Genomic DNA, 22,541 nt, shown 5'->3' with positions numbered 1-22,541 from the left:
CTAAGTGGCTGTATTTGCTGATAAGCGCTAAGAAATCGCGCCAGAGTAACCGGATCAAAATGACTGTCGGTATGGGCAACATACGCCCAGGCAATGCCTAATACCCGTGGTGAGAAGACTTGAGATAAATATACCAGGTTAGTTGAGATAATTGTGGGATCTGATGGGACGTATTGGGATCAAGTGGAACACAAAATGAAACAACCTTTCAAATTTAATCAGTAAATAAGTCGGGCTGTTTCTCTGCAACAATTCGTTTCTGCGCTCTGGCAACCAGCTTATATATACCGCGTACCGACATATTATATTTAGATGCCAGTTTAGCATGGTTGCGGCCGTTAAATTCCTCATATATAGCCATGTCGCGTTGGGCCAGTTTGTACAGGAAGTTTTTAGGGAAGTTGATCAGCTGGCCGCCCCAATGTTCAGCCAGGAACTCTGCCATCGCCATGCCGCACTGGTCGGCAACATCGGCCTCAATACCATGATCAGCCAACAGGTTTTTAGCGTGTAACGCTACGTCGTCCAGCAGTTCGCTGCGCAGTGCATCCATACCCGTTTTTTTAGTCGTCATTGGTTTTGCCCTCAGTTGCCTTGGTAAAACTCATACCATCGCGCCGGCCAGGCGCTGCCACTTAGTCAGCAGCTCCTGGTAGCCGATGTATGGCCATACGTCATGGCCACGTTTTTGCAGGTCGCTGTACATGCTGCGGCGGCACCACTTTTTAAGCGCCTCTAATACCAGCACTGCGTCGGTACCGGTAAGCCACTGCACAGACGCAATGCCGGTACCATTGCCGCTTTGTGCGGTTTGCCGGGCAACCCAGGCATTTAACGCCGCTTCGCTGCCGTCGCGGATAAAGCCAGCTTTGTGCATAAATGCCCAAATTGCGCATATTACACTGCGCTCGTCGGTTGGTGCGGCTACCTTGCTGCTTTTAGGTGCTACAGGCTGCTTTTTAGCTCCGGGCTTAGCCTTAAAACCCAGCTTTTCAAATGCGGCCAACACAGCGTGCAGCTCTGGTATGGTCATATCGTTGCAGCTGTTCTTGCCGTTAGCGTAATGGGCCAGGTTAGCGCGGTAGCTGTCATCATCCATGCCTAGTTGGTTTCGGCCTATGTGGATCTTAGTTACCAGCAAGCGACGAGCTTGGGCAGCATCATAGACGCGGCTCTTTTTAGTGGGCTGTTTCATTTGGCATCTTCCTGCTGAGAATTAACTGCTTCTGCATTTCTTCACAGCATGCATTCCAACCTGCTTTTTGCTGATCTGCAGCAAACTGCCGCAGCATTGTTACCACTGCCTGCAGTGAACCAAATTCAAAGTAATTGAGTGGGTCATTGTCCTTATACCGGCCACCCACATGCTCCATCCATTGCCCAGCAGTCCAGTTTGAGCGCGGTCTTTCCAACGGTGCGGGTATGAATGCTAGAAAGTCGCCTTGCTGCTTAACATCAGCAAAAACCCGTTGAACACGTGCTATTAATTCAGCATGAATCTGCTCAAATGTTTCCGGTGCACCTGGATGCCCTAAACCCGCCGTAAAATCGCCAATTTCACTGATAATTAAACGTTCTGCTGTCTCTAACATATAAAATCCCCCTGGATTGTCCAATTCTCGCCCTCGGCTTTAGTTACAGTGAACTGCTGGTCAGGTAGCAGCTTTCTGGCCAGTGCTCTAACGGCTGATTCTGCATCTTGGGTGGCACTTGCTGATTTACCATTCACTTTACTGGTAACGTAGGTTCCGCTGCGGTATCTGCAGGTCACATTAATTTGTGTGTTGCTCATATATTCCTCGGCTGCTCGTCAGTGCCAAGCCACCGCGCCTGGCAGACATAACCGCTTACGCGGCTATGTTTCGCTTAATTAATGGCGTCTGCCAGTGCCTTGGCGGGGGTAAACTTCACTACTGTTTTAGCCGGAATATCAATGGCTGCGCCGGTTTTTGGGTTACGGCCAGTACGAGCTGCTTTTTGTGCCACTTTAAGTTTGCCAAGGCCAACCAGTGCCACTTCGCCGCCGCTTTTCAGCTCAGCTGTTGCCACAGATTCCAGGCAATCCAGGTACGCATTGACGTCTGTTTTACTTACTATACGGTCATGCGTGCCTTTCATTTTTGCGATAATTGCGTCTACTAATTGAGATTTGTTCATGTTTCACCTTTATATAGTTGGCTTGCTCTTCAGTACCGGGTCGCTACTTCCGATAGACGCCCATACCAGGGCGTTTCGCTTAGTCTTTTTCAAGCTCAATAAGGTCGTTGGCTTCGCGTAGTTCTTCTAACTTCTCCAGGTAGTAATCCATGTAGCCATGACCTGCGTTTTCCAGTACCTCTAAAGCAGCATCCAGGTGTTGCTCTAAAGCAGCCGCTTCCATACAAGAGTTGGTGCCCCAGTTAATGCTTTGGCAGCCAACCTTGTGCCCCTGCACTTCAATTTCACAGCCCAGTTGCATCTCTACACCTTCAGGAACCTTTATAGCGATGGCCACAAACTGTGGATTTTTAATGATTCCGCTCATACTCTGCTCCCGATTTTGCCTTGCTCTGCACCATTAACACCGGCGTTTAGCCGCACGTTCCGGCCTGCACCGTGGCCCTCGTAGTACGCCGCTAAATCACGCTTTTTCTGCTCGGCAGAACGCACTTCAGATTTAAACAGGTTCGGGTGATGCTTTTCCTTGTACAGCTGGATCAGGTTTTGCTCTTCTTCTGTGGGTACCAGCTTGTGCACCTGGCGGCGCACAGCACTGATCCAGCCTTCGGCAAACAGGTCTGCCCGGTTGGTTTTAGTGGTTAGCTTTAGCCGTTTATTCAGGCTTAGCAGGTATGTCTTGCGGGCTTTAACCAGTTGCGGGGCCAGTACTTCATAGCAGTAAGTGCCTATTTCAACCCGGTCAGCCGGGCCAATGAATATCAGCGTCGCGCCTAAGCCTCGGGACCAGGATAAAATAGCCTCTAAGCCAAATGCGTTAGTAATGCAGCCGGTTAGCAAGTTAGCCCACTGTGGTTGCTTATCAGCGGCGTTGGCCCGTTTAATCTCGCGCTGGCCTACCTCAGATAACTTAACTTCCTGCTCGCTTAGCTGGTGCTCTTGCATCAGCTTTTGAGCCAGGCGCAGCGCGTTCGCCGCTTCGTGCTCGTTGCCGCTTTTGGCCAGGGCCAGCAGCTTTTTAATTTTGCTTAAAATGCGTTCATCCATGGCTTAATCCTCGTCTATGGTGAAATCAGGGTGCTGCGTAACAACCAACTGCACCTGCGTTTTTGGCCGGTCTTCAACCCAGCTGCCTAACCAGGTTGGTAAGTGGTTGTCGCCAGAGCTGTCCAGGTATTCCAGCGACGAGCGCACCATGTGCGCAAACGTTGGCGATTCGCTGGCTATCTTAAGCAGCAGGTCGTTGTCATATTCGCCATCTACCAGCGAAATCTGGTCTATTGCAGCCGCTGCGCTCATAACGACACCGCCGCTAAATCCAGGGGGATAGGCTTGTATTGGTCGCTGTCGCCTATGCGCTCGTACAGGCGCACGTAGGCTTTGCTGCCAATAACCTGTATGGCTTCGCCAATGGCTGTCATGGCGCGCAGCCAGCGCTCGTCTTTTATATCCAGGCGGCGCAGGCCCAACACGCGGCCGGTGCTGATATTGCCTTGCTTGTCGGTGTCAAAGGCACCGTTAACAATGGCTTTAAGCTCGGCACTGGCGCTGGCTGTCCAGTCTTTCAGGCACTCGTCAATCAGTGCTTTGGCTGCCTGCAGGCGTTCGTCAAAGGTGATCGTCTCAGAGATAGAGCGCTGCACTTTGTAGCGGCCATCATAGGAATACAGCGTAATATTGCCCTTTTTACCGCCCACAACGGCCTCGTATTGCTCTGCAGACAGCTGAATAAATGCAGCGATATCAGCAAACGAAGCCTGTTTAAACGCCGCCAGTTGCTGGTTAAGCGCAGTACCTTTGGCTATCAGTTCTTTCACCAGGGCATCACGGGTTTTATCAATAGGCTTCATTAAGCTGTCATGCGTCAGGTTGCCCTTGGCATCTTTCCAGTAGCCCTCTGGAATAGCGGTTTGCTCAGTCATTGCTGTACTCCTGAATTAAAAGTGTGAATGTGCTGCAGGTCGGTGCGGATATCCGTCAAAACGCTGCTAATGCTGTCGTCAAAGAACTGCGCAAGGCGCTGTAAAACCTCCTGTTTCAGCTCGTAATCCGGTATTAATATCTTCGGCGGGAACTGAATCTTTTCCTCCAGTTCGCCCAGGGCTTTTTTAAGTGCCTTTAAACGTTCATCCTGAAGTTGGCCTGCAGGTAGCGTGCTTTTGGCCTGTTGCTCTGTGGTGTCGCTTGCCTGCTCAGGGATAACGTCTACAGCCTTAGCGGCTTTACGTTGGGCTGCCGGAACAAAAAAACGCCCCTGGCCCCATCTATTAACAAAGCCTTGTTCTTTCAGGTGAAGCAACAGCTGCAAAGCTTCCTTGTGATCAAGGCTAAGGTTCTCAGCAATCGTTGATGCAGAAACACCATAACTGCCAGCCTGGCTTACCAAATTGCGGGCTTCACTGTATAAAATGCCCGCTGGCTCACCTGGTACGGCAATATCACCGTTGGCTAACTGGCATAAGTAGTCAACCGCGGCTTGTTGCATAACGTAGTACTGAGCAGCACCTTCAAACGTCAGGCGTAGCAGGTGTAAATCTGTAAGTTGCGTCAGCAAGTTTTTAGCTAATGCCGGCTCAATTTTCAGTTGGCGCGCAACTGCAGTAACGTTTTCTTTGCTTTCCAGGTTCTTGAATACCTGCAGTACCTGGCGCTGCAGCTTAGTTAACTCTGGTTGTGCTAGTTGTGGCTGGTTCATGCTGGTATCTCCAATACGTCAGCCGCCCAGGTGATCAGGCACTCGTTAAACGAGGCGGCGTAAATGTTTTCGGTTATGCCGCGGCTACCGCGAACGCAGATCACCGTGGCACCCTGGGGAAATTTGCGCGGCCGCTCAATGCTGATCACCGGGCGGGTGTTGCCCAGGCACACATTGGTAACCTGGTAGCCGCTTTTGGCCAGCTTGTGCACCGCCATCTGTGCGGTGTACAGCGCGTGTTTAATATCTTCGGTGCTTTTCACGTTACACCTCCATAACCAACGGGCCGGTTACCACGGGCGCGCCAAGCTCTGCTGCCATATTCAGCGCTGCAGTCAGCACGTTGTGAATGGCCAGCGGGTACAGCACACTAAAATTGCCGCTGCCGGTTAGTTTGGTGCGCAGCGCATTAATGGCACTATCGTCCATTACCTCTGCCAGGGCTTTGCCGGCCAGCTTAAAGCGGTGCGTTAAGTAGCCTTCCAGCTCTAAGTCCAACGGTTGCAAATGCACCACTTCGCAGCGCTGCACTACCTCACGCACGGCGGGGTTGCGTTCGTCCAGCTTTTGCGCCAGTTCGCTCTGGCCAATAAGTACTATGCCAAGCAGCTTGTTAAAGCCGTCTTCCAGTTCAAAAAAGCGTTTTAAGTGCTTCAGTGTTGGCACTGGCAGGCCGTGGGCCTCTTCGATGATCAGCAAGTGGCGGTTACCGGCGCGGTGCGATTCGCGCAGCGTGTTATGCACCTGGCGAAAACGGGCTTCAGGGCTGCGCTTAGCCGCGGTACCGGGCGCAACAGTGGCCATAATGGCTTCGGCAATGTGGGCCGCTTTTAGCGTTTTGCCCTTAATGTCGTTGTCTTCCATGCCCAGCACATAGGGCTCTATCACTATTACCGGCTGGTTATCACGGCTGATCCATTCAATAACATCACGGCGCAGCGTGCTTTTACCGGCGCCGCTTTCACCTACCACTGCCATAAAGCCACCGTGGCGGGCTGTCTGGCGCAGCGCTTCACGTACATAGCGGCTTTCACCGGTTAAAAACACTTCTTCACTGCTGCGTACCTCGTCAAACGGGTTACGGCCTAATACAAAATGACGCTTTGCTGCTGGTGTTAGTTGTTGTTTACGTAGTAGCATTAATTGGTCCTCCACGGACTGGTCGTTTTTATTACGATCAGGGGCTGCTGGTACCAGCCCCGTTTCTTCTTCAAGTGCCTGGTCTGCGTCTTGCTGGGCAACACCTCTCGCAACCAGAAATTCAGATATGTTTACAGTCAAGTACTTCATTGACGCCGACTTGCGCGGAAACTGGTCGTGGTTAATCATCTGCGCTACAGCTGCTGTACTTAACCCCAGGTGGCGGGCCAGTTCGGCTTGGCTCTCATTTAAGTCCTGCAGCATTTTTTTCAGCTTTAACATTACTCAGCTCCTACAACGCGCAGCGCGGCGGCGGGTTTAAGCAGTTGCTGGGCTATGCTGTCCAGCGCATCTTCTTTGGCACCTTCGGGGTAGCGCTGTACCAGCCAGGTAAAATGCGCTGGTGTCCACTTGCTGCCCATACGGGCGCGCAGGCGCATAGCCAGTTCAACGGTTTGTAGTACCGGAGTTTCTACCGTTGGCGCTTTTAAGCTGTGTTCGGTACCGCGGCGCGGCATGTACGTTGGCAACTGGGCATCATCCAGTGGCTTGTAGGGGTTAAACTTGCCACCCAGCGGTATGGCTTTGGCTTTACGCGCTGCGTCGGCCTCAGCTGCGGTGCTGGTGCCTGTCATCAGTTTGTCAATGTCAGCCTTGGCAGTTTGCGTGGGTGTGTGGGCCTGGCTGGCAAAGCTTTCGCCAAATACCGCCGAGGTGGTAGCAAAGCCAAACTCGTTTTTTTCTACCTGTGGCAGTACGTAAAACACTTCGTTGCCGTCAATGTCCTGCGTTACCAGCTGGGCGGCATCACTGCGCCACGGGTTGCGGGTAATCAGCACGGTTTGGCCAACCATAATCAGCGGTACCGCGCTTACATCGTATTCAGCACCGTTAAAATTGACGCGCAGCTTAGGTGTAACTTTACGCTCTACTGGTGTGGCAACAGCCAGTTCGCGGCATACAGCAATGCTGGGGGCTTTAATAAGCTGCTGCTGCGTAATACGCATCCATACATTGCTGCGGGTGTCATTGGTGCGGCTGTGCTTGGCGGTAGCGTTAAATACGGCACGCCATTGCGCCGCCAGGCTGTTCAGTTCTGTCAGGTCGGCAACCGGCCTAAAGCGCAGGCCGCTTTCAAACTTGCGCTCAATAATGTTACGGGCGTTTTCTACCTGGCCGGTAGCCCGCGCGTTGCCTGCAGCGTGGGCCAGCGCTGTAATGCCCAACGCTTTACACAGGTTTTTCGCCATGGCGCTGGTGTTGGCACTGCCAGGGTCCATATACAGTATGCGCGGCACGCCATGCAGCATGTCAGCGCCGCCACGTTCCTGCAGGGCGTTAATCAGCACATTGCACAGGTTCTCGCCGCTTTCAGCGCCCATTACGTATTCCACGTAAATCCAGCCGCTGCAGTGGTCGGTTATTTCATAACTCCATACCCGGTCTGCCATTACGCGGGCCACGTTGGCCGGTTTGTTTTTGTAAAACTCGGCAGAGTCCATTACATGCAAGCCGTTGGGGCCCTTGTTTGGCTTCAGGTAATACAGCACACACAAGCTGGCATCTATCTGCCATACATGGTTTGGGTGTTCGCTGGCCATTTCCACATGCGGGTCTGGCTGGCTTAACTGCTCAGGGTGTACGCCATAGCTGCGCATAGCGCGGCGTATGGCGTCATAGCTCAGCGGCAATACTTCGCCAGTGCCTGTGTCTATGCGCTCGGCACGTAACAGGCCGTTCGCGCGCAGGTGGTCTACCGCATCGTTAAGGCTATACAGGCGCTTGTTATTGCCACGGCGGCTTTCCATCATTATCCCGGCAATCATCAGCGCTTCGTCACGGGTTAAGCCATGCTGGCCCGCATCGGTGCGGCGCTTACGTGTCGCTTTTACCGTTAACGTTGCCAGCTTACGGTGCACCGTGGCTTTGCTCAGCTGCAGCTCGGCCGCGGCTGCTTCTATCAGCTCACCTTTAGCACCGTGGCCAGCACTGCGCACCGCTCTGGCCAGCGCTGTTATGCGTTCATTAATAACCGGGTTCATAACTACTGCTCCAGCTGGGCTTGCTGGGCAGCCACCAGGGCTTCGGCATTGGCCAGGGCGTCGGGGTGCATCCATTCTGGTTCGCCGCCCGTTAGGTTGTCGGGCAGGTCAAATTCATCGCGCAGCGCGCTTATGTGGTTTTCCAGCACCTGCAGCAAGCCAGCCATGTACTGGCGCTGGTCGGTACCATGTTCTTTACCCGCCTGGGCCAGCACTTCAAACGCGGGCTGCAATTTCAGCTTAAACAGGCTTTGTGCCTCGCTGAATATGCCACCAGCCTCAGCATGCAACTGCTGCATTGCGGCGTCTGGCGTTTGGGTTTGAATACGGCGGCGGGTTTTTTCCAGCTCCAGGCGGGTGTCGTCCAGTTCTTTGCTCTTTCTTGCCAGCAGTTCGCCCTGGGCGTCGTGGTCGGCTTTGGCTTCTTCCAGGCTGTTTATCAGCTCGGCTTTTTCAAAGGTGTGTTTGCTAATAATTTCTTCGGCCAGGTCAATAAATACCTCTTTATCACCGCTTTTGGCCGCTTCAATTAAGGCGTCTTTCTGGTCTGCAGGCAGCTTGCGGTACTGGCGCATTTCGCGGTAACCAATGCCCATACGGCTCATACTTTCCAGCGCTTCCTCGCCAAAGGATCTTAAGTTGGCTATGTCCTGGTTAGCTTTTTCATCGGATACACCCAGCAAGGTGCAGAACTCGATCCAAGTGCCTTTCAGATCCAAACCGTTTGGAGTTTTCTGGCCTGCAATTGCCTTGTAAAGCTTGTTTTCCTTGACGAAGGCCAGTTTAGAAGCCCAAACCGTTTGGGAAAATTTACCAAACGCATCGGCCATTTGAGCCTGGCCAAGTAGCTGGTTTACCAGGGCGTGGTCTTCGGTAACTACGCTGCTTAAAGCAGCTGCGGTGTTCTGAGTGTTGCTGGCAAGTTCCGCCAGGCGTTTATTGGCTAAATGCTCTTCGACCGCAGCACCAAAGGCATCGTCATCCTCCAGTGCGGGTGCAGTGTGCAACGTTTCCATGTCCAGGGCTGCGGCTTCTAAATCGTCCATTTGTGCTGTTGTTGCGGTGTTTTTCTTAGCTGGCATGTGTGTTCCCCTTAAAGGCTACCGGCGGCTACGCGCTGGTTTAGTTCGTTAATGCGGTTGGTGGCGCGGCTTATTTCAGTGGCATGCGCCTGGGCTATTTGTAGCGTGGCAACGCTTAGCGCATAGCGGCCACTTTCTAACTGCATGGCTAAGCCTTCGGCCATTAGCGTGTTTAAGCAGCGGTTTACCGTGGCCGGGCTTTCGTTAAGTGCTTTGGCTAAATCACCATTGCCAAGGCCGGTAAGGCTGTGGCCTTTTAGGGCCTTTAACACGCGCAGCACCTTCTGGCCGCTGCCACTAATGCGGGTTTGGTCGGTCATACAAATAGCTCCAGTTCTGGCTGCTGCAGCTTGCTGGCCTCGGCGCGGTGGTAAGCCAGGTTCTCTATCAGCAGCGTTAAGTGGTCTACGGCTTCTTGCTGGCTGCATTCGCCGCTGTGCAGGGCCAGTAATTTGCCCATTACCGAGCTACAAAACATATTCAGTTGCACCAGCTCTTTATGCTCAGCCTTGCGGCCACGTGGCATAGGTACCAGCATCATGTTTAACGAGTGCGCCATGTACTGAATGGGGTAAACCCGGTGGCAGGTTTCCATAAATGGGATCAGCAAATTAGCGGGCATGGTGGCGCCGCCCAGGTACTTGTACAGGCTGTCTGTACTGCAGCCCATGCGGTCGGCAATGCGCGGCACGCTTAGCTGTTTGGTGGCGCAGGCAAAGTCTTTAGTTAGCTGCAGGCTTTCGGTAAGGCTGCGCGGTATAACCTGGTTCCAATTCTTACGGCTCATTGGAAACACCCCACCTTAACGTCGCTCCAAAAATACACATTGTTTGGAACGCCGAACGGCGTCAGGCTTGCCACATCTGAAATTTGCTCAACCGAGGCGAGAACAATATGCACCCCAATACGCACGCTAATGAACTGACGATACAAAAACAATTGCGAGTCTGGCTGGGTTTGCCAGAAGCCACTGCCGGCTACGGTGCCAGCCAAAAAGTAAACATTGCTAAGGTACGCTTTTTGCTGCAAAGCCTGGTGGCATTGCCCGTGGCACAGCGCAGTGCAACGGTGGGTATTTTGCTTATCAGCGGCGACAACGTGCTGTTGCAGCTGCTGCAGTGGTTTAATTGGTGTTGTTTGCATAAAGCCGCTCCTGGCCAAAAAACAATGAACGAGTTAGTAACGAACTGGTTGCTAGCGCCCTATGACGCCAGCAGGTGCATTAACTCGGCTTGTTTAGCGGCGCGGGCATTGCCTTTAGGCAGGCGGCCTTTGCGGTAGCTTTCTACATCGGGGAATACCTCAGTAACTGGCTTATCCAGCACTTTGGCAATGGCAGTGGCAACGTCTTTAGACGTGGTGCGGCGGTAACAAACACCGCTAACTACGTTGGCGCCTTTGCCTAGGGCTTCGCCAATCATGGCGAAACTAAAGCCTTTGGCGTAAAGCGCTTGTTTAATGGCTGTGGCTTCCATAATATACCTCTTGGTTAGGTAGGGTTAAGCAGCGGTGCAACGCTGCTTTAGTGTTAGTGCAAGCACAATATAGGACTTATATGTCCTTTGGTCAATACTTATATGGACACAAATGTCTATTCTCGATTGAGAGAAGAGCGCGTTCGGCTGAATTTAAGTCAGGCTGATGTAGCTAGTGCCGTTGATATGTCAGTCAAACAAGTTGGCCGATGGGAAACCTCTATTGCAATTCCATCTGACAAACTTGAGGTTTTATCGCGGATAGGTTTTAACGTTAACTATGTTGTTACTGGTGAGCGCGAGCCAACACCGGCCCAATATTATTCAGAAAGTGAAGCTGAAAATGCGTTTCAGGCTCTGCTAAGGGATGCAGATAAGATCAAGGCAGTTAATATCTACGATAAAGACACATACAACATGCTTGTAATGATGTTTATGCGCCAACTGCGCCAGAGCGCTGGGCGTGTAGTAGAGCGTGAGACTAGCGTTGATAACGCTATTAAAAAGGCTTAATGCCTCAGCTGATAAAGGTTCACAATATTTGAGTGGGTGGCAGTTGCTGTTGGCTTTGTTGCCGTCATTAATTTTTCAACTTCCTGAAACCAATCACGCTGTGCGTCAAGTTTCTCAAAACCTTCTGGCATTTGCTCAATGGTTTGTTTCCACTGCGCAAGGTATTGCGCCCGCGCCAGTATATTGTCGTGTTGTTCTGCATTAGCCGGATACTGCAAGTGGATGGTTTTCAGTGCACTGTAAAAAATCAGGGCAATTAATACCGTCATTCCTAAGCTGATCATGCTCTTTTCGTCCTTATTATTGCTTTTAGTTTCTGTGTTAAAGCCGTAAATACGGGGGCTAACAATATGATCACTGCGCCAATATTAATGGCATTCACACCATAGCGGTAAAGCATTGCTAATGCGTTGGTTTGCAGTACCAGGTAATCAAAGTACCGCAAGAACTGCAACAGGCCCAGAGCGCAGAACGCATACACAATGCTTTTAGATACAAAACCAATGCTGCAGTGTGTCTTCTTGTGTAGTAGGTTAATGGCATAGATACTGATCAAAGCAAAGCTTGCCCAAGTTGGATACCACAGCTGTCTAACTAACTCTTTGTGATATGACGACAATGCAACTAAGCCTGGTTCAACAACCTGCATAATGAGATTTGAAACTATCAAAACCGCAACACCGAAACAATAAGATCGGTCTGCCAGGCCCAGCTTGAACACTACAACAAATGCTAAAATGTAGGCCAGCCACGTATAATTCCCGACCTGCAACAAAAAGTATGAATATTCCATTGGGTTTTAAATCACTCGCTCTTTGGCGGATCATTTCCGTTGCCACTGCCCATAGGTTGCACTGGGGCGCTATCTTCCGCCTCCAGCAATGCCTGGGCTTCAGCTGAAATTGTTACAGTATCGGTGGTGCTGACGTTCTTTGATGTAGGCGGGTCATTGCCATTGCCACTGCCTAAAGGGGTGCTACCACCAGTTTGTGGTGTTTGATTTGCAATACCAGGTTGGTATTGTGTGCCGCTCAAAGTTTCTATGCTCATTTAATGTACTCCGGTGCCCAATTGCACAGCAAAACTTTACCACAACATACACAAAAGCCTGATAGTGCCAACTAATGGCAATTTGATTTTTCCTGACAAAAAGATGATATTTCAGTGTTTTCGCTTAATTATTGTTCAGGCAGTGTTTTTTTTATTGAAGTCAGCTGGTTGCATGGGTAAAAAGTAAGCGGGTTTATTAATAAGGAAATTTATATGAAAGTTAATAGTATTTTTTGCGCAGCTCTTTTATTTACTCTGATGGGATGCGGTGTTAGCACTGTCCGTTACGTACCAGTTGAAGTTGCTCAAGTTATCAACGTGCCGGGCAAAAACCAACAAGAGATATATGACAAAGCTAGGCAATGGTTCTCTCACTATTTTGTGTCAGGCAAGTCAGTTATTGACTATGAGGACGTTAACACTGGGGTCATCATCGGCAATGGCAAAGCTGATATAGGTTCAGATTTTATGGGTGTAATAGCGTACGGTATTGATTACACCATCCGTGTTGAGACGAAGGACGGGCGCTTTAGAGTATTAACTAACATTATTAAGCACACCAATAGTGATTCCACATATGGTACATACGATGTTGCCACTCCAAGCGGAGACAGAAAAAATAAAGCTAAAGAGCATGTGGATAAGATTGCCGCAAATATTGAAGCCTATGTAAATAGCAACGCGCACGGTGCTTCATCTGATTGGTAACACCGTATTGAAAGTTTAGCCCCCGTTCAAATTACATTCCGTAACCCACATGGCACCTTAGCAGTTGATCTCACTGCTAAGGAACCGCCATGTCACTACTACGCACCTTTGCTTTACCCCGTTTAACCCTATGGGCCATTGTGGCCGTAATACTGTTATTTGCCATTAGCGTGGTAAGCCCACAGCAGTTGCCAGTTGTGCTGTACAAGCTGGCCCTGGTAACGCTGGCCTGTGTGCTGGGTTACTGGCTTGACCGCACGCTGTTTCCGTATGACCGCCCGCATACTTACCAGGAATATGGTGAAGACCTGATCCCCCGCGGTTTAGCCATGCTGCGCCGTGCATTGATAGTAATGGCCTGTGTGCTTGGCTTAACATTGGGGCTATAGCTATGCGCAGAATACTTGTACTTGGTTGTATCGGCGTTTTAGCCCTGGGGTTGTTACAAAGCGCTACCGCCGGTGATTTTGAACTGGTTGCCCGTGACAATGACGAATACCCGGCTAGTGCGCTCATACCGCGCGAAGCCAAAATACATCAACGCACGCTGATCCGCAGTGCCCGCGCACATTGGGGTTTAGATGCGCCGGTGGCCACGTTCGCCGCACAAATTCACCAGGAAAGCCGCTGGCATGTCGGAGCCAGGTCGCCCGTTGGGGCCGAGGGCTTGGCGCAATTTATGCCTGCCACCAGCGAATGGTTTGCCCGCATTAACCCGCAGGACTTAACCACAGCCCAGCCCTTTAACCCCGCCTGGTCAATGCGTGCCCTGGTGCTTTATAACGCCTGGAACCACAAACGCATTGTTGCGCGTGATAACTGCAACCGCTGGTCGTTCACCTTAAGCGCCTATAACGGCGGCTTAGGCTGGGTACAGCGTGACCAGGCACTGGCGTCAGCTTCGGGGGCTGATGGGCTGGTGTACAACGCTGTTGCGCCCTTTAACGCCGGGCGCAGCGCGGCCAGCATTTCAGAAAACAGACACTACGTAACCACCATTATTAACCAGTGGCAGCCGCTGTATGTGCAGGCTGGCTGGGGCCACGGGGTGTGTTATGAATTTTAAGAAACATCTGCTAGCTGCTTTGGCCATTATCGCTGCTGTGTTAGCGGTGGTGGCCATCGCTCAGCTTGGCCTTAGTGCCATTAAGCAAACCAGCTATGACGCTGGCTACAGCGCCGCAGAGGCAAAGCACGCAACAGCTGTAAGCACCGCCCTGGCAGAGCAACAACGCACGCTGCAGGCCGAGTTTAAACGCCAGCTAACTAACGCCAATAACGCCGTTAACGCGCTGCGGGCAGCCAACCGCGACATAGCGCAGCGCGAGCAGCTACTGCTCCAGGAGATAGATTATGTTACTACCCATTACCGGCCAAGCCCTGCTGCAGAGCTTGAGCCTTTGCCTGCTTGTATTTTTACTCATGGCTTTGTCAGCGTGTACAACGGTGCCATCAGCCCCGGTGGTGCAACTGCAGCCGCCATGCCCGCCGCTGATACTGCCACCAGAGCTGACACAACGGCCAGCGCCGCCACAGCTACTGACGCCTTGCAACCCAGCGGCATCGAACAACGCGACATCTTGCACCACATCGCCGGCTACGGCAGCCGGTGCCAATCCATTGAAGCCCAGTTAAACCAACTGCTGGACTACTTAGAAAGCATTAACAAGGGGGCTGCCACGTGACAGTTCAGGTAGATTTTTGGCAGTTGGTACTGCTGCTTATTTCGTTTTTTGGCGCCTGTGCCTGGGCATTCAAACTGTTACTCGGGCAAACGCAGCGCCATTTAGATGACCGGTTTAGTAATGTCAGCCTGCGCCTTGATGGTATTGAGGTGGCCAACAAAGAAGAAGCCGCCCAGTGGGCACGCGTAGAGCGTGAACTGATGGATTTAAAGGCCGAGCTGCCGCTTAACTATGTGCGACGTGAAGACTATATTCGCGGGCAATCTATTATCGAGGCCAAGCTGGACGGGCTGGCTATAAAAATTGAAAACACCCAGTTGCGTAGCCTGTTACCAGGCGGAGGAAAGTAATATGTCGCAAATTGATACCGCTAAAATTCGCCGTGAAAGCCTGCGTTGGCTGGTGTTGTTAACCCTGAATAATGCTAGGCCAATTGGGGCTTATGAAGGGCCAATATTGTCAGTGGCACAGTCCGAATACCCGGACGCGACAGCGCTGGAAATACGCCGGGAACTGGATTACCTGGAAGACCGAAAGCTAATCATCTTGCGTAAAGAGCCGTCAGGCCGCTGGTTTGCTGACCTTACCCGCTATGGTACCGACATTGCTGAGTACACCATTGACTGTGCACCAGGCATTGCCCGCCCAGCTAAGTATTGGTGATCGCCATGGCACGTAAATCGTCATTAGACACGTTGCCGGATGTTGTTAAAGCCTATATCCAGGGCAAATTGGCTGAGAACAAGTTAACGCTTGACGAGCTGATAGCTAACCTGCAACAGCAGTTCCCGGAGGAAGCCGCAGCCGGCGAACTACCCAGCCGCAGTGCTGTTGGCCGCTACGGCCAAAAGCTGGAACGGCGCCTGGCGGCAATTCGGGCCAGTACTGAAGCGGCCAAGATTATCCGCGACCAGGCAGGCGATAAAGAAGACGCCCGTTCGGAAGCACTTACCGCCATGATCCAGTCTGAGTTGTTTGAATCCATTATGAACCTGCAGGACGTCAGCAACGAAGATATGACACCGGCCGAGCGCGTTGGCCTGCTAGCCGACGCTGCTAAGAATATTGCCACGCTAACCCGCAGTAGCGTAACGCTGAAAAAGTACCAGGTTGAGGCGGAAGAACGTGGGCGCAAGTTGCTGCTGGAAGAGCAGAAAGCCCGGTTATCTGCCATGGAAACCAAGGGTGGCGTTACCGATGAAACCCGTGCGGCCATTCGGGAAGCATTAGGGATTGCCTCATGACAAAACGCAGGGGCAACGCTAAATGTATTCCTGCGAACCCGGCTGGGATATTTTTGCCGTTTCAGTCCAAATGGATAACGGATAACAGCCGGCTAAAGCTGATGGAAAAGTCACGCCAGATTGGTTTGTCCTGGTCAACGGCCTATGCAGCAAACGAACGCACAGCAGCTGCAGGTGCAAAGCATGATCAATGGGTAAGCAGCCGCGACGACTTGCAGGCGCGCTTATTTGTTGAAGACTGCAAAATGTGGGCAGGCATTATGAACCTGGCCGCGAAAGACTTGGGCGAGCTGGTTATCGATCCTAAAGACCGCATATCAGCTTATGTACTGCAGTTCGCCAGTGGCAAGCGCATTCACTCAATGAGTTCTAACCCGGATGCACAAGCCGGTAAACGCGGTGGCCGTATTCTGGACGAATTTGCCTTGCATCCAGACCCACGCAAACTATGGTCTATTGCTTATCCTGGTATTACCTGGGGCGGCAACATGGAAGTTATTTCAACTCACCGCGGCAGCCATAACTTTTTTAACCAGCTGGTACGCGAAGTGCGCGAGCATGGTAACCCTAAAGGCATCAGCCTGCACCGGGTTACGCTGCAAGATGCGCTAGACCAGGGCTTTTTGTTCAAGCTGCAGCAAATGCTGCCAGCTGACGACGAACGCCAGGCAATGGACGAAGCAGCGTATTTTGATTTTGTCCGCTCTGGCTGTGCCGATGAAGAGTCTTTTCAGCAGGAATACATGTGCAACCCTGCTGACGATGATGTGGCCTTTTTGGAATATGACCTTATTGCATCAAGCGAATACCCGTCAACCGCCAACTGGACAGCGTTGGAGGGCGGCAGGCTGTATGCCGGTGTAGATATTGGCCGCAAGAAAGATTTAACCGTGCTGTGGATTGTAGAGCAGCTGGGCGATGTGTTTTACACCCGGCATATAGAGCGCATGCAAAACATGCGTAAGAGTGACCAGGAAGCCATTATGTGGCCCTGGCTGCAGCGCTGCGACCGTATTTGTATTGATACCACCGGTTTGGGTATTGGCTGGGCAGATGATGCCCAGGACTACTTTGGCCTCAACCGGGTTGAGGCCGTTACCTTTACGCCGAAAGCTAAGGAAGCTCTGGCTTACCCAATACGTGGCGCGATGGAAGATCGCAAACTACGTATTCCGCACGACCCCAAAATACGCGCTGACTTGCGCCAGGTAACCAAACAAGTAACCGCGGCCGGCAATATCCGCTTTGCGGCAGAACGCACAGTGGATGGCCACGCCGATCACTTTTGGGCATTGGGCCTGGCGATACATGCCGCCAGCCAACCCAGCGCGCCTATTGATTTTCAGTCTACCGGACGGCGGCAGTCACTTATTCAGCTGGGCGAAACTAAAACACATATTCGCGAGGACAGTGGCTTTGGCATTGTCTCTGGCAGTAACGATTACAGAGGGTTCGACTAATGGCCGAAAACACCAAACCGATATTTGATGAAATTGCTACGACGGCTGATGGTAAGGACATTACACGGGGTTATGTTGACCCGCTTGAGATTGCCCAACCTGCCGACAGCGTGCTGCAATCACGTGGTAGCGGTGACTATAAGATTTACAGCGAAGTGCTGCGCGATGATCAGGTTATTTCATGTTTTGGCCAGCGACGCCTAGCGGTACTGAGTAAAGACTGGAACATTGAGGCTGGCGGTAAAAGCCGAGCTGACAAGTCGGCTGCAGCATACCTAAAAGAACAGCTGGAGAATGTACGCTGGGACAATGCCACTGGCATGATGCTGTATGGCATTCATTATGGTTTTGCTGTGGCTGAGGGCATGTATGCCCGCGACGGCAGCACTATCGCACTGGATGATATTAAAGTACGTGATCGCCGCCGCTTCGGCTTTGATAGTACCGGACGCTTACGCATGAAAACCCAGGCTAACCCGAAGGGTGAGCTAATGCCTGATCGTAAGTTCTGGGCGTACAGCACTGGCTCTGATCATGACGATAATCCCTATGGTGTTGGTCTGGCCCACTGGCTTTACTGGCCGACGTTCTTTAAACGCAATGGTTTAAAATACTGGCTGTTGTTTTTAGAGAAGTTTGGCCAGCCAACGGCGAAAGGTGAATACGGCCCTAGTGCAAAAAAGGAAGAAATAAACCGGCTACTACAAGCTTTAGCGGCAATATCTACCGATACCGGTATTGCTGTGCCTGAAGGCATGAAAATTGAGCTACTTGAGGCCGCCCGTAGTGGTACCGCTGATTATGTTGCCCTGTACGACAGAATGGATGCGGCCATTGCTAAGGTGATATTGGGGCAAACCGCCAGCACTCAGGGTACACCTGGTAAACTTGGAAACGATGAACTGCAAGGCGATGTGCGAACAGACCTTATAGCAGCTGATGCCGACCTAATTTGTGAAAGCTTTAACCGTGGCTTAGGCCGTTGGCTGACTGAATGGAACTTTCCCAATGCTGTGCCGCCCAGGGTTTACCGTAACGTCCAGCCAGATGAAGACAGCGCTAAACGCGCCCAGCGTGACAAAAACATTTTTGATATGGGCTTTAAGCCGACATTGCAGTATGTGCAGGAAAACTACGGTGATGGTTGGGAAGAACAGCAACGATCAGATGAAACGCCGCCGGCAGCAGATAAACCAGCTGACACATCATTGCCAACAGCTGCTGCGCCTGGCGTAGAGTCTGTACAACAGACCGCCTTAAATGGTGCACAGATTAAATCGCTTAGCGATGTTATTGCCCAGGTGCAGACAGGCGAACTTGACCGCAACCGGGCCAAGGCGCTGATTGAAGCCGGATTCCCAGCGATACAACCAGAGCAGATAGAACGACTGCTAGGTGGCAATGCCAGTTTTGCTGAGTTCGCGGCCATGGTGGCGCCAGTTGATGCCCCGGTACCACAGCAGATGTTAGAGCAAACCCGCACAACATTGGCGCCGGCCACTAACGGCTGGATAAACCAGATACGTGAACTGGCCAACAGTGCCAGCGACATGGAAGACCTGCGCGACAAGCTGTTAACTGCGTACCCGGATATGTCTCTGGAGCAATACGCTGATGCGCTGGCCAATGCGACAGTTGCCGCTAACCTGGCCGGCCGTGATGACGTTAAGCCAGGTGCTAACTGATGGCCAGCGTCAGTTATGGCTCTTTGCCATTCGCCGAGCAAATAGCGTTCTTTCGCAAAAAGCTGAACATACCCACTACCAGTTGGACAGATATTTACAGCCGAGAGCACGACTATGCGTTTGTTGTCGCCGGCGCGAACCGGGATGACTTGCTGGCAGATTTTAGAACTGCAGTTGATAAAGCCATAGCCGATGGCACTACGCTGGAGCAGTTTCGCAAAGACTTTGACAGCATTGTGGCCAAGTACGGCTGGGACTATAACGGCGGCCGCGAATGGCGTAGCCGGGTAATTTATGAAACCAACCTGTTTAGCAGCTATAACGCCGGCCGTTATGAGCAGCTGCAGGCACAAACAGCCGCGCTGCCTTACTGGCGGTACCGGCACAGTGACGCGGTAGAAGAGCCGCGCGAAGAGCATGTTAAGTGGAACAATCTGGTATTGCGTGCTGATGATCCGTGGTGGCGTACTCATTACCCGCCAAATGGCTGGGGCTGCCAGTGCTATGTTGAGGGCTTAACCGAGGATGATCTGCGCGCCCTGGGTAAAACCGGCCCGGACAAAGCCCCTGCGTTAGACATGCAAACCCAGCTTATTGGTAAGCGCAGCCCTGGCGGCCCGTTTGAAGTACAGGTACCTGCCGGCATAGACCCCAGTTTTGAGCATGCGCCAGGGCAAAGCCGGCTGCAAAGCGCCATACCACCAGAGCGGCCTGCACTGATTGACGGCTCGACCGGCAGTTATGGACTACCGAACCGCCCAGCATTGGACGAGCTACCACCAGCCAGGGCACTGACCAAAGAGATGATCTTACCCACTAACCAGCCAGCGGGTTACTACGCCACTGAGTTTTTACAGGTATTTGGCGCTACATTGGCACAACCTGCAGTGTTTAAAGATGTGACCGGCGCCGCCCTGGTAATGGGCAGTAACCTGTTTACCGACGCCAAAGGCCGGCTGAAAGACAACAAGCGTGACCGTGGCCAGTATATGCGGGTGTTAGCCCAGGGCGTGCTGGAGCCCGATGAAATATGGGTGCGAATGGAATACCTGCACGGGCTGAACAAAAACGTTGTACGCCGCCGCTACATCGCACGCTTTCAGTTGCCGGGACAGGACGTACTGGGTATCGCTGTGTGGGAGCAAGGCAAAGACGGTTGGGATGGCGTAACGGTTTATGATGATAACCGTGATGTTAACTTGTTTCGCATAGGCACCCGGATATACAAACGCGGGCAATAAAAACCCCCGGCGCCGCCACACCGGGGTTACTGCGGGTATAGGATTGGAGGCCCTAGCAGAGGCGGCTCACCCGATCAGTTAGGGTTTAATTATAGGATTTTAAATGGCAGGCGTAAAGGCAGTAATAACATCAGACATTGGCCCCAAGCTGGCCGGGCTTATTCAGACTATTGAACACCCGGCACCGCTGTTTGCGCAAATAAACGAATACCTGTTGCAGGCGCATCGTACCCGGTTTAAGCAGCAAATATCGCCCGATGGTAAAGCCTGGCAGGCATTGTCGCCACGTTATGCCAGGCGCAAGCGGCGCAATGCAGATAAGATCTTAACCCTGCGTGGCCACCTGCAGGGCACCTTAAGCGGCCAATATGATGATAAGGGCCTGGAGTTTGGTACCAACCGTGTTTATGGCGCTATCCATCACTATGGCGGTATTATCAAGCGCGAAGCCGGCCAGCGCGATTTGCACTTTCGCCAGGGCAAAGATGGCAGTGTAGGCAACCGCTTTGTGAAAAAGAAAAACAGCAACTTTGTGCAGACGGTAAATGTAGGCCCATATTCAATACGCATACCAGCCCGCCCCTGGTTGGGTACCAGTAAGGCTGATGAAGCGACGATACTGCAAAAAACACAGCGCTACCTGCAAAATGCTGCAGCCGCCCGAAACGCGCTGTAAGCGATTTTAAGCCCTTGTGTGCTGTCACGGTGTGACAGCCCCCCCTAAACCCTGCTTGTAAACGTTTATAAATGCCTTTAAGCGGTATTTAAAAGTTTAGCCCCCGTTCAAAAGACACTTAAACCAGAAAATCTTACGCTGACCTCTGAAACCTGAATTGCATTAGGAACCAGAGGCCACCATGGCAAAACTGCTAGAAATTTTTAAAGCCGGCATGCGCACAGACAGCCAAGGCCGCGAATGGGATGGCGATAGCATTATTAACGAAGTGGTTAGTGAGTACGATCCCGCCGTGTTTGCTGCGCCACTGGTTATTGGCCACCCTGAAATGGATGCGCCGGCTTACGGCCTGGTAAAAAGCCTTAGCCTGGACAAAACCATTTTACAAGCCGAGCCGATGGACGTAGAGCCGCAGTTTGCTGAAATGGTCAACAAAAAGCGCTTCCCCAAAATATCCTCCAGCTTCTTTACTCCCGACAATCCGGCCAACCCTAAGCCTGGCAAATGGTACTTGCGCCATGTTGGCTTTTTGGGTGCTGCCGCGCCGGCTGTGCCAGGGCTAAAGATGGCGCAGTTTGCTGCAGATGATGACGTTGTGACCATTGAGTTTGCCGCCAGCGACTTAGAAGTACTGTGGTCTGTTAGTCGGATGGCCCGCGGCATGCGCGACTGGATGCTGGAAAAGTTCGGCGCCGAAGAAGCCGACCGGGCATTGCCTGATTACGTGGTGCAGGGTTTGGAAAACCAGCGTGAACGTGAATTTATTTCTGAAGAACCATCACCGGGGTTTGCTGCCCCACAAAACCAACCGACGGAGGAGCCCACAGTGGACCCTAATAAAGATAAAAAGCAGGAGCAGCAGACTGCAGATTTTGCTGCCCGTGAAGCCAAGCTGGCCGCGCGTGAAAAAGCCCTGGCGGATGCCGAGGCGAAAGTTAAACGCGGCGAAATAGCCAGCTTTGCCGCTGGACTGGTAACAGCCGGTAAGTTGTTACCGCGCGAAGAAGACGGCGCAGTGGCGTTTATGGCCAGCCTGACAGACAGCGACACCGTATCGTTTGCTGCTGCCGATGGCGAAGAAAAGCAACAACCACAAGCGGCCTGGTTTCGGGAGTTTTTAACCGGCTTACCGGCCCGCGTCAGCTTTGCTGAACACGGTGCCGATGATGGTTCAACAGACTTTTCTGAAGACCCCCAAGCGATGGCAAAAGCGGCTGCCAACTATCAGTCAGAAATGGCAAATAAAGGCATAACAGTGAGCGCAACTGACGCTGTTAAGCACGTTAACGGAGCTAAGAAAAAATGAATATTCCAGGCTTAACAACCCCTCGTCGCGCTCAGTCAGCTGTTGCTAAACGGCGCATCGTTAAAACAGGTAGCGCTGATGGCACTGCAGTTCAGGCGACTGGTGCTACTGCAGCGATACTGGGTGTCAGCACCGACATTGATGCTGCTGCAGGTGCCGTAATGGACGTTGTACGCAATGGGCTTACACCTGTTGAGTATGGCGGAACTGTACCGGATGGTGCATTGCTAACTGCAGATGCGCAGGGCCGTGCGGTTGCCGTGAGCTTCCCCGTTGGTGCCAACACCTACACCATTGGCTATGCCGAAGTTGGTGGCGTTGTCGGTGACATTGGTTCTGTAAACGTAGTGCCTGGTTTTATCCCGGCGTAATACCAACCTTG

General features: G+C 52.1%; 34 protein-coding genes and 2 other RNA genes. 14 read left to right on the top strand and 22 right to left on the bottom strand.

What is annotated here, in order from left to right; translation table 11 throughout:
* Positions 1–214: 214 nt before the first annotated feature.
* The 19 genes from ACYVIC_RS14430 to ACYVIC_RS14340 form a co-directional block, all read right to left on the bottom strand.
* Complete coding sequence (locus ACYVIC_RS14430) at positions 215–574, bottom strand: Mor transcription activator family protein (protein WP_460861059.1); 360 nt, start codon at positions 572–574, stop codon at positions 215–217.
* A 30-nt stretch (positions 575–604) separates the two neighbouring features.
* Positions 605–1,195 (bottom strand): gp16 family protein, encoded by a 591-nt coding sequence (locus ACYVIC_RS14425; RefSeq protein WP_460861058.1) that lies wholly within the window; start codon positions 1,193–1,195, stop codon positions 605–607.
* On the bottom strand, positions 1,179–1,592 hold the full coding sequence (locus ACYVIC_RS14420) for a hypothetical protein (protein ID WP_460861056.1): 414 nt from the start codon (positions 1,590–1,592) through the stop codon (positions 1,179–1,181). Before ACYVIC_RS14420 ends, ACYVIC_RS14425 begins: the two co-directional genes overlap by 17 nt.
* 205 nt (positions 1,593–1,797) lie before the next feature.
* Positions 1,798–1,868, bottom strand: an RNA gene (locus tag ACYVIC_RS14415) — hammerhead ribozyme type II.
* Positions 1,867–2,157, bottom strand: a complete 291-nt coding sequence (locus ACYVIC_RS14410; protein WP_460861054.1) for an HU family DNA-binding protein — start codon at positions 2,155–2,157, stop codon at positions 1,867–1,869. Before ACYVIC_RS14410 ends, ACYVIC_RS14415 begins: the two co-directional genes overlap by 2 nt.
* A gap of 16 nt (positions 2,158–2,173) precedes the next feature.
* Positions 2,174–2,238: hammerhead ribozyme type II (locus tag ACYVIC_RS14405), an RNA gene on the bottom strand.
* Positions 2,237–2,524: a hypothetical protein gene (locus tag ACYVIC_RS14400; protein WP_460861053.1), complete on the bottom strand. Its 288-nt coding sequence runs from the start codon at positions 2,522–2,524 to the stop codon at positions 2,237–2,239. Before ACYVIC_RS14400 ends, ACYVIC_RS14405 begins: the two co-directional genes overlap by 2 nt.
* On the bottom strand, positions 2,521–3,204 hold the full coding sequence (locus tag ACYVIC_RS14395) for a DUF2786 domain-containing protein (RefSeq protein WP_460861051.1): 684 nt from the start codon (positions 3,202–3,204) through the stop codon (positions 2,521–2,523). The genes ACYVIC_RS14400 and ACYVIC_RS14395 overlap by 4 nt, the downstream gene beginning before the upstream one ends.
* 3 nt (positions 3,205–3,207) lie before the next feature.
* Positions 3,208–3,456, bottom strand: coding sequence for a hypothetical protein (locus ACYVIC_RS14390; protein WP_205310644.1), 249 nt, complete (start codon positions 3,454–3,456; stop codon positions 3,208–3,210).
* Positions 3,453–4,079 carry a DUF3164 family protein gene (locus ACYVIC_RS14385; protein WP_460861050.1) on the bottom strand — a complete coding sequence of 209 codons (627 nt, stop codon included), beginning with the start codon at positions 4,077–4,079 and terminating at the stop codon, positions 3,453–3,455. Before ACYVIC_RS14385 ends, ACYVIC_RS14390 begins: the two co-directional genes overlap by 4 nt.
* On the bottom strand, positions 4,076–4,852 hold the full coding sequence (locus tag ACYVIC_RS14380) for a hypothetical protein (RefSeq protein ID WP_460861049.1): 777 nt from the start codon (positions 4,850–4,852) through the stop codon (positions 4,076–4,078). The genes ACYVIC_RS14385 and ACYVIC_RS14380 overlap by 4 nt, the downstream gene beginning before the upstream one ends.
* Positions 4,849–5,115 (bottom strand): hypothetical protein, encoded by a 267-nt coding sequence (locus tag ACYVIC_RS14375; protein ID WP_460861047.1) that lies wholly within the window; start codon positions 5,113–5,115, stop codon positions 4,849–4,851. Before ACYVIC_RS14375 ends, ACYVIC_RS14380 begins: the two co-directional genes overlap by 4 nt.
* A gap of 1 nt (position 5,116) precedes the next feature.
* Positions 5,117–6,274: an ExeA family protein gene (locus tag ACYVIC_RS14370; protein ID WP_460861046.1), complete on the bottom strand. Its 1,158-nt coding sequence runs from the start codon at positions 6,272–6,274 to the stop codon at positions 5,117–5,119.
* Entirely contained in the window at positions 6,274–8,034 is a 1,761-nt protein-coding gene (locus ACYVIC_RS14365) for an integrase catalytic domain-containing protein (RefSeq protein WP_460861043.1), read from the bottom strand. Before ACYVIC_RS14365 ends, ACYVIC_RS14370 begins: the two co-directional genes overlap by 1 nt.
* Before the next feature lie 2 nt (positions 8,035–8,036).
* Complete coding sequence (locus tag ACYVIC_RS14360; RefSeq protein ID WP_460861041.1) at positions 8,037–9,116, bottom strand: hypothetical protein; 1,080 nt, start codon at positions 9,114–9,116, stop codon at positions 8,037–8,039.
* Positions 9,117–9,127: 11 nt separating this feature from the next.
* Positions 9,128–9,436: a helix-turn-helix domain-containing protein gene (locus tag ACYVIC_RS14355; RefSeq protein WP_460861040.1), complete on the bottom strand. Its 309-nt coding sequence runs from the start codon at positions 9,434–9,436 to the stop codon at positions 9,128–9,130.
* Complete coding sequence (locus tag ACYVIC_RS14350; RefSeq protein ID WP_460861038.1) at positions 9,433–9,903, bottom strand: hypothetical protein; 471 nt, start codon at positions 9,901–9,903, stop codon at positions 9,433–9,435. The genes ACYVIC_RS14355 and ACYVIC_RS14350 overlap by 4 nt, the downstream gene beginning before the upstream one ends.
* Positions 9,900–10,259, bottom strand: a complete 360-nt coding sequence (locus tag ACYVIC_RS14345; RefSeq protein ID WP_460861037.1) for a hypothetical protein — start codon at positions 10,257–10,259, stop codon at positions 9,900–9,902. Before ACYVIC_RS14345 ends, ACYVIC_RS14350 begins: the two co-directional genes overlap by 4 nt.
* A gap of 59 nt (positions 10,260–10,318) precedes the next feature.
* Positions 10,319–10,591 carry a hypothetical protein gene (locus ACYVIC_RS14340; RefSeq protein WP_460861035.1) on the bottom strand — a complete coding sequence of 91 codons (273 nt, stop codon included), beginning with the start codon at positions 10,589–10,591 and terminating at the stop codon, positions 10,319–10,321.
* A gap of 102 nt (positions 10,592–10,693) precedes the next feature.
* Between ACYVIC_RS14340 and ACYVIC_RS14335 the strand changes: the two genes are divergently transcribed.
* Positions 10,694–11,104, top strand: coding sequence for a helix-turn-helix domain-containing protein (locus ACYVIC_RS14335; protein ID WP_460861033.1), 411 nt, complete (start codon positions 10,694–10,696; stop codon positions 11,102–11,104).
* On the opposite strand, the gene ACYVIC_RS14330 is transcribed toward ACYVIC_RS14335, so the two are convergent.
* From ACYVIC_RS14330 to ACYVIC_RS14320, 3 genes are read right to left on the bottom strand one after another with little or no spacing between them, the layout of a single operon-like run.
* Entirely contained in the window at positions 11,101–11,388 is a 288-nt protein-coding gene (locus tag ACYVIC_RS14330) for a hypothetical protein (protein WP_460861031.1), read from the bottom strand. The two genes, ACYVIC_RS14335 and ACYVIC_RS14330, sit on opposite strands and share 4 nt — an antisense overlap.
* Complete coding sequence (locus tag ACYVIC_RS14325; RefSeq protein ID WP_460861029.1) at positions 11,385–11,897, bottom strand: hypothetical protein; 513 nt, start codon at positions 11,895–11,897, stop codon at positions 11,385–11,387. Before ACYVIC_RS14325 ends, ACYVIC_RS14330 begins: the two co-directional genes overlap by 4 nt.
* A gap of 11 nt (positions 11,898–11,908) precedes the next feature.
* Positions 11,909–12,154 (bottom strand): hypothetical protein, encoded by a 246-nt coding sequence (locus tag ACYVIC_RS14320; RefSeq protein WP_460861028.1) that lies wholly within the window; start codon positions 12,152–12,154, stop codon positions 11,909–11,911.
* Between the two features lie 213 nt (positions 12,155–12,367).
* Here ACYVIC_RS14320 and ACYVIC_RS14315 point away from each other — a divergent pair, with 213 nt between their 5' ends.
* The 13 genes from ACYVIC_RS14315 (at position 12,368) to ACYVIC_RS14255 (ending at position 22,530) form a co-directional block, all read left to right on the top strand.
* Positions 12,368–12,862: a DUF4468 domain-containing protein gene (locus tag ACYVIC_RS14315; protein WP_460861026.1), complete on the top strand. Its 495-nt coding sequence runs from the start codon at positions 12,368–12,370 to the stop codon at positions 12,860–12,862.
* Positions 12,863–12,951: 89 nt separating this feature from the next.
* Complete coding sequence (locus ACYVIC_RS14310; RefSeq protein WP_460861024.1) at positions 12,952–13,251, top strand: putative holin; 300 nt, start codon at positions 12,952–12,954, stop codon at positions 13,249–13,251.
* Between the two features lie 2 nt (positions 13,252–13,253).
* The gene (locus ACYVIC_RS14305; protein WP_460861022.1) at positions 13,254–13,928 is read left to right on the top strand and encodes a transglycosylase SLT domain-containing protein; all 675 of its coding nucleotides are present in this window, start codon (positions 13,254–13,256) and stop codon (positions 13,926–13,928) included.
* A complete protein-coding gene (locus tag ACYVIC_RS14300; RefSeq protein WP_460861020.1) occupies positions 13,918–14,547 on the top strand; it encodes a hypothetical protein in 630 nt (209 codons plus the stop codon). Before ACYVIC_RS14305 ends, ACYVIC_RS14300 begins: the two co-directional genes overlap by 11 nt.
* Positions 14,544–14,897, top strand: a complete 354-nt coding sequence (locus tag ACYVIC_RS14295) for a hypothetical protein (RefSeq protein WP_460861018.1) — start codon at positions 14,544–14,546, stop codon at positions 14,895–14,897. Before ACYVIC_RS14300 ends, ACYVIC_RS14295 begins: the two co-directional genes overlap by 4 nt.
* 1 nt (position 14,898) lies before the next feature.
* Positions 14,899–15,210: a hypothetical protein gene (locus ACYVIC_RS14290; RefSeq protein WP_460861017.1), complete on the top strand. Its 312-nt coding sequence runs from the start codon at positions 14,899–14,901 to the stop codon at positions 15,208–15,210.
* A 5-nt stretch (positions 15,211–15,215) separates the two neighbouring features.
* Positions 15,216–15,791 (top strand): phage protein Gp27 family protein, encoded by a 576-nt coding sequence (locus ACYVIC_RS14285; protein ID WP_460861015.1) that lies wholly within the window; start codon positions 15,216–15,218, stop codon positions 15,789–15,791.
* Complete coding sequence (locus ACYVIC_RS14280) at positions 15,788–17,251, top strand: phage terminase large subunit family protein (RefSeq protein ID WP_460861013.1); 1,464 nt, start codon at positions 15,788–15,790, stop codon at positions 17,249–17,251. The genes ACYVIC_RS14285 and ACYVIC_RS14280 overlap by 4 nt, the downstream gene beginning before the upstream one ends.
* Positions 17,251–18,936 carry a DUF935 domain-containing protein gene (locus ACYVIC_RS14275; protein ID WP_460861011.1) on the top strand — a complete coding sequence of 562 codons (1,686 nt, stop codon included), beginning with the start codon at positions 17,251–17,253 and terminating at the stop codon, positions 18,934–18,936. The genes ACYVIC_RS14280 and ACYVIC_RS14275 overlap by 1 nt, the downstream gene beginning before the upstream one ends.
* Positions 18,936–20,177 carry a PBECR2 nuclease fold domain-containing protein gene (locus tag ACYVIC_RS14270; RefSeq protein ID WP_460861008.1) on the top strand — a complete coding sequence of 414 codons (1,242 nt, stop codon included), beginning with the start codon at positions 18,936–18,938 and terminating at the stop codon, positions 20,175–20,177. The genes ACYVIC_RS14275 and ACYVIC_RS14270 overlap by 1 nt, the downstream gene beginning before the upstream one ends.
* Positions 20,178–20,280: 103 nt before the next feature.
* The gene (locus ACYVIC_RS14265; protein WP_460861007.1) at positions 20,281–20,853 is read left to right on the top strand and encodes a phage virion morphogenesis protein; all 573 of its coding nucleotides are present in this window, start codon (positions 20,281–20,283) and stop codon (positions 20,851–20,853) included.
* A 181-nt stretch (positions 20,854–21,034) separates the two neighbouring features.
* A complete protein-coding gene (locus ACYVIC_RS14260) occupies positions 21,035–22,159 on the top strand; it encodes a hypothetical protein (protein WP_460861005.1) in 1,125 nt (374 codons plus the stop codon).
* Complete coding sequence (locus ACYVIC_RS14255; protein ID WP_460861004.1) at positions 22,156–22,530, top strand: capsid cement protein; 375 nt, start codon at positions 22,156–22,158, stop codon at positions 22,528–22,530. Before ACYVIC_RS14260 ends, ACYVIC_RS14255 begins: the two co-directional genes overlap by 4 nt.
* The last annotated feature ends 11 nt before the right edge of the window (positions 22,531–22,541 follow it).

This window comes from Rheinheimera gaetbuli (genome assembly GCF_054781935.1).
The sequence above is the reverse complement of the archived record's forward strand: the minus strand, read 5'-3'. Positions and strand labels throughout refer to the sequence as shown.

Excerpts from the sequence above, each read along its gene's own strand:
- ACYVIC_RS14430 (WP_460861059.1), bottom strand. The coding sequence starts at position 574 with ATGACGACTAAAAAAACGGGTATGGATGCACTGCGCAGCGAACTGCTG.
- ACYVIC_RS14425 (WP_460861058.1), bottom strand. The coding sequence starts at position 1,195 with ATGAAACAGCCCACTAAAAAGAGCCGCGTCTATGATGCTGCCCAAGCT.
- ACYVIC_RS14420 (WP_460861056.1), bottom strand. The coding sequence starts at position 1,592 with ATGTTAGAGACAGCAGAACGTTTAATTATCAGTGAAATTGGCGATTTT.
- ACYVIC_RS14410 (WP_460861054.1), bottom strand. The coding sequence starts at position 2,157 with ATGAACAAATCTCAATTAGTAGACGCAATTATCGCAAAAATGAAAGGC.
- ACYVIC_RS14400 (WP_460861053.1), bottom strand. The coding sequence starts at position 2,524 with ATGAGCGGAATCATTAAAAATCCACAGTTTGTGGCCATCGCTATAAAG.
- ACYVIC_RS14395 (WP_460861051.1), bottom strand. The coding sequence starts at position 3,204 with ATGGATGAACGCATTTTAAGCAAAATTAAAAAGCTGCTGGCCCTGGCC.
- ACYVIC_RS14390 (WP_205310644.1), bottom strand. The coding sequence starts at position 3,456 with ATGAGCGCAGCGGCTGCAATAGACCAGATTTCGCTGGTAGATGGCGAA.
- ACYVIC_RS14385 (WP_460861050.1), bottom strand. The coding sequence starts at position 4,079 with ATGACTGAGCAAACCGCTATTCCAGAGGGCTACTGGAAAGATGCCAAG.
- ACYVIC_RS14380 (WP_460861049.1), bottom strand. The coding sequence starts at position 4,852 with ATGAACCAGCCACAACTAGCACAACCAGAGTTAACTAAGCTGCAGCGC.
- ACYVIC_RS14370 (WP_460861046.1), bottom strand. The coding sequence starts at position 6,274 with ATGTTAAAGCTGAAAAAAATGCTGCAGGACTTAAATGAGAGCCAAGCC.
- ACYVIC_RS14365 (WP_460861043.1), bottom strand. The coding sequence starts at position 8,034 with ATGAACCCGGTTATTAATGAACGCATAACAGCGCTGGCCAGAGCGGTG.
- ACYVIC_RS14360 (WP_460861041.1), bottom strand. The coding sequence starts at position 9,116 with ATGCCAGCTAAGAAAAACACCGCAACAACAGCACAAATGGACGATTTA.
- ACYVIC_RS14355 (WP_460861040.1), bottom strand. The coding sequence starts at position 9,436 with ATGACCGACCAAACCCGCATTAGTGGCAGCGGCCAGAAGGTGCTGCGC.
- ACYVIC_RS14350 (WP_460861038.1), bottom strand. The coding sequence starts at position 9,903 with ATGAGCCGTAAGAATTGGAACCAGGTTATACCGCGCAGCCTTACCGAA.
- ACYVIC_RS14345 (WP_460861037.1), bottom strand. The coding sequence starts at position 10,259 with ATGCAAACAACACCAATTAAACCACTGCAGCAGCTGCAACAGCACGTT.
- ACYVIC_RS14340 (WP_460861035.1), bottom strand. The coding sequence starts at position 10,591 with ATGGAAGCCACAGCCATTAAACAAGCGCTTTACGCCAAAGGCTTTAGT.
- ACYVIC_RS14335 (WP_460861033.1), top strand. The coding sequence starts at position 10,694 with ATGGACACAAATGTCTATTCTCGATTGAGAGAAGAGCGCGTTCGGCTG.
- ACYVIC_RS14330 (WP_460861031.1), bottom strand. The coding sequence starts at position 11,388 with ATGATCAGCTTAGGAATGACGGTATTAATTGCCCTGATTTTTTACAGT.
- ACYVIC_RS14325 (WP_460861029.1), bottom strand. The coding sequence starts at position 11,897 with ATGGAATATTCATACTTTTTGTTGCAGGTCGGGAATTATACGTGGCTG.
- ACYVIC_RS14320 (WP_460861028.1), bottom strand. The coding sequence starts at position 12,154 with ATGAGCATAGAAACTTTGAGCGGCACACAATACCAACCTGGTATTGCA.
- ACYVIC_RS14315 (WP_460861026.1), top strand. The coding sequence starts at position 12,368 with ATGAAAGTTAATAGTATTTTTTGCGCAGCTCTTTTATTTACTCTGATG.
- ACYVIC_RS14310 (WP_460861024.1), top strand. The coding sequence starts at position 12,952 with ATGTCACTACTACGCACCTTTGCTTTACCCCGTTTAACCCTATGGGCC.
- ACYVIC_RS14305 (WP_460861022.1), top strand. The coding sequence starts at position 13,254 with ATGCGCAGAATACTTGTACTTGGTTGTATCGGCGTTTTAGCCCTGGGG.
- ACYVIC_RS14300 (WP_460861020.1), top strand. The coding sequence starts at position 13,918 with ATGAATTTTAAGAAACATCTGCTAGCTGCTTTGGCCATTATCGCTGCT.
- ACYVIC_RS14290 (WP_460861017.1), top strand. The coding sequence starts at position 14,899 with ATGTCGCAAATTGATACCGCTAAAATTCGCCGTGAAAGCCTGCGTTGG.
- ACYVIC_RS14285 (WP_460861015.1), top strand. The coding sequence starts at position 15,216 with ATGGCACGTAAATCGTCATTAGACACGTTGCCGGATGTTGTTAAAGCC.
- ACYVIC_RS14280 (WP_460861013.1), top strand. The coding sequence starts at position 15,788 with ATGACAAAACGCAGGGGCAACGCTAAATGTATTCCTGCGAACCCGGCT.
- ACYVIC_RS14275 (WP_460861011.1), top strand. The coding sequence starts at position 17,251 with ATGGCCGAAAACACCAAACCGATATTTGATGAAATTGCTACGACGGCT.
- ACYVIC_RS14270 (WP_460861008.1), top strand. The coding sequence starts at position 18,936 with ATGGCCAGCGTCAGTTATGGCTCTTTGCCATTCGCCGAGCAAATAGCG.
- ACYVIC_RS14265 (WP_460861007.1), top strand. The coding sequence starts at position 20,281 with ATGGCAGGCGTAAAGGCAGTAATAACATCAGACATTGGCCCCAAGCTG.
- ACYVIC_RS14260 (WP_460861005.1), top strand. The coding sequence starts at position 21,035 with ATGGCAAAACTGCTAGAAATTTTTAAAGCCGGCATGCGCACAGACAGC.
- ACYVIC_RS14255 (WP_460861004.1), top strand. The coding sequence starts at position 22,156 with ATGAATATTCCAGGCTTAACAACCCCTCGTCGCGCTCAGTCAGCTGTT.